The sequence below is a fragment of the Nocardiopsis sp. MG754419 genome, from assembly GCF_018207095.1.
Lineage (GTDB): Bacteria > Actinomycetota > Actinomycetes > Streptosporangiales > Streptosporangiaceae > Nocardiopsis.
Map to the genome: position 1 here is coordinate 1 of NZ_QOCZ01000269.1, position 3,042 is coordinate 3,042.

The following is a 3,042-nucleotide window of genomic DNA, read 5'->3' on the forward strand; positions in this document are numbered from 1 at the left end:
CCTCCACGGGGGCGCTCGCCCGCTATCTGCGGGAGGACGACCCCGACACCCCGTTGGTGGGGGTGCAGCCCTTCGGCAGTGTCACCTTCGGCAGCGACCACGTCACCGACCCGCAGATCATCATCGCCGGCATCGGCAGCTCCATCCCGTTCGGCAACGTCGACCACACCCTGTACGACACCCTGCACTGGACCGGCTTCGAGGCGGCACTCGCGGGGAGCGTCGACCTCCTGCGCCGGCACGCCGTGTTCGCGGGGCTGTCCACCGGCGCCGCCTACCTGGTCGCCCGTTGGGAGGCGCGACGCACACGAAGACGGGTGGTGTTCGTGTCCGCCGACACCGGCCACCGTTACGTGGACTCGGTCTTCGCCCACCACGAGCGGGCCCGGCCGGTCGACGATCTCTCCCCCCGGGCGATCGACGACCTCGCCGAGCTCACCCCGCCGTGGTCTCGGATGGACTGGGACGGGCGGCCGGCGCCCGCCGGGGCGGTGCACGAGACCGACTGAACGCACGGGGTCCGGGGCCACGAACGTCGCCCCGGACCCCGCACCTCCTCCGTCAGAGCCCCACGAGCAGGTGGGCGAGGGGGCCGGCGATGAGGATGCTCAGGATGACCCGCTGGAACCAGATGACCACGAGTCGCCCGACCGTCAGGGGGACCTTCGTGGCCAGCACACAGGGGACCAGGGCGGAGAAGAACACGACCGAGGCCACCGACACCACGCCCACGACCAGCCGTAGCACCAGGTCATCGGAGCCGGCGGCGACGGTGGCGGGCAGGAACACCTCGGCGATCCCCACCGACAGCGCCTTGGCGGCCAACTGCGGGTCGGAGATCCCCACCACCCACGTGAACGGCACGAACACGTAGGACAACAGGTCGAAGACGGGGGTGTGCCGGGCCAGGAGCAGCCCGAGGGTGCCCACCGACATGATCGACGGCAGGATCGACATCGACATCCGCAGCCCGTCGAGGAGGTTGGTGCCCACGTTGCGCGGCAGTGACGGTGCGGCCCGCAGGGTCGCCTGCGCCTCCTCCCAGGCGCGCCGCAGTCGCTGCCCGCTCTCGTCCTCCTCGGGCTGCGGGGTCGCGCCGGGGTAGTGGTCGTCGGGGATGCGGCTCAGCGGAGGGACCCGCACCAGGATCGCGGTGACCGCGTACGTCACGAAGAAGGTGAGGAAGAAGTACGTGAGCCAGATGTCCATCAGGTCGAGCGTGTTGGCGATGACCACCATGAACGTCACCGACACCGTGGAGAAGCCGATGGCGATGATCGCGGCCTCCCGGCCGGTGTAGCGCCCCGACCTGTACACCCGGTCGGTGATGAGCAGGCCGAGCGAGTAGCTGCCCACGAACGAGGCCGCCGCGTCCACCGCCGACCTCCCCGGCACCCGCCACACCGGACGCATGACCCGCTGCAGCAGCACCCCCACGAACTCCATCAGTCCGTAGCCGACCAGCATGGCCAGGAACACCGCGCCCACCGGCACGAGCAGACCGACGTTGACCGCCACGGCGTTGAACAGGAACGGGGCGAGGTCCTCGTCCAGGAGCCAGGCCGGGCCCGCCCCCAGCACCACCATGGACGCGGTCACCAGTCCCACGATGTTCAACATCGCGAACACCGTCTTGACCCGGGACCGGCGCCAGTCCCCGGTGACGAAGGGGAGCACGGTCCCCCCGGCGATCAGCGCCCAGATGACGTAGGGAAGCGTCGGCCCGAGGCCGGTCTGGATGAGCCGGACCAGATGGTCCAGGGGGATGGCGTTCTGTCCGCCGATGGTCAACGGCACGAAGAACATCAGGATGCCGATGGCGCTGTAGACCACCAGACGCCAGACCCCGGGTGTCCTCTGGATGGTGTGTTGCTCGCTCACCCGTGTTCCTCCTGATCACGACGGGACGAATGCCGGAAGTGAATCAGGAGGTGACCGGGCCCACACAGAGGTTACGTCGAGGAAGTGTCCGAGATTTCATGCGTTTTCGTAACATTCGGTGCGAAAACCGTGAAACAGGGCGCGGGGCGCGGGTCCACGTGCCCCGAACCCCGCGGATCAGCCCTGGTCCTCGCGGTGTTCACGCAGGTGATCGGCGAACTTCTCCAGGCCGTCGAGGTTGCGCGGACCGGAGATGCCCTCGTTGTAGTCCAGGACGAAGAAGTTCTCCTCCACCACGGCCGGAACCTCGGCCATGGTGGGGGAGGAGGTGAGGAAGTCGATCTTGTCCTCGGCGGGCAGATCGCCGTAGTCCAGGATGATGATCACCTCGGGCTCGGCCTCCACCACGGCCTCCCACCCCACCTGGGTCCAGCGTTCCTCCAGGTCACCGAAGATGTTCTCGCCCCCGGCGTGGGTGATGATGTCGTGGGGCGGCACCTGGTTGCCCGCGGTGAAGGGCTGGTCGGTCCCGGAGTCGTAGAGGAAGACCGGCACCGGCTCCTCCTCGCCGGCCCGCTCGACCACCGCGTCCACACGGGCCCGGTACCCCTCGACCAGCTCCTCGGCGCGTTCGGGCACCCCGAAGATCGCACCCAACCGCTCCAGGTCGGTGTACAGCCCCTCGAAGGGGGGCACCCGCTCCGGGTGGCCGGGGTAGTTGTAGCAGGACTCGGAGTGCATGAAGCTCTGGATGCCGAGCCCGTCCAGGATCTCGGGGGTGATGCCGCGCTGATCGCTGAAACCGGAGTTCCAGCCGGCCACCACCAGGTCGGCCTCGGCGTCCACGACCAGCTCACGGTTGAGCAGATCGTCGCTGAGGAACTCCACGCTCGCGTAGTCCTTCGCCCACGGTGACTCCTCCACCGGTGGGTTGGCCGGCGGCATCACGTAGCCGTGCACGTGGTCGACCAGCCCGAGCGCGAACAGTTTGTCGGCGCTGCCGGCCTCGTAGGCCACCGCCCGCTCGGGCGTGGTGTACTCCACCTCCTCACCACAGCGTGGGACGGTGGCGGTGTCCGTCGCCGCCCGGGAGGTCTCCTCCACCTGGGCGCCACAGCCGGCGAGCAGGACGGCGCAGGCGGCGGTGGCCAGGGGCAGAAG

Annotated in this window: 3 protein-coding genes; 1 reads left to right on the plus strand and 2 read right to left on the minus strand. The window is 69.1% G+C overall.

The genetic code is table 11. From position 1 onward, the window contains the following. Nucleotides 1–509 (plus strand): pyridoxal-phosphate dependent enzyme (locus DSY14_RS27405; RefSeq protein WP_374224067.1); only part of this gene is annotated, 509 nt, incomplete at its 5' end. A gap of 52 nt (nucleotides 510–561) precedes the next feature. Here the strand turns inward: DSY14_RS27405 and DSY14_RS27410 are convergent. Next, the gene (locus tag DSY14_RS27410) at nucleotides 562–1,881 is read right to left on the minus strand and encodes a YjiH family protein (RefSeq protein WP_211719497.1); all 1,320 of its coding nucleotides are present in this window, start codon (nucleotides 1,879–1,881) and stop codon (nucleotides 562–564) included. 177 nt (nucleotides 1,882–2,058) lie between these two features. After that, on the minus strand, nucleotides 2,059–3,039 hold the full coding sequence (locus DSY14_RS27415) for an ABC transporter substrate-binding protein (RefSeq protein WP_211719498.1): 981 nt from the start codon (nucleotides 3,037–3,039) through the stop codon (nucleotides 2,059–2,061). Between the last annotated feature and the right edge of the window lie 3 nt (nucleotides 3,040–3,042).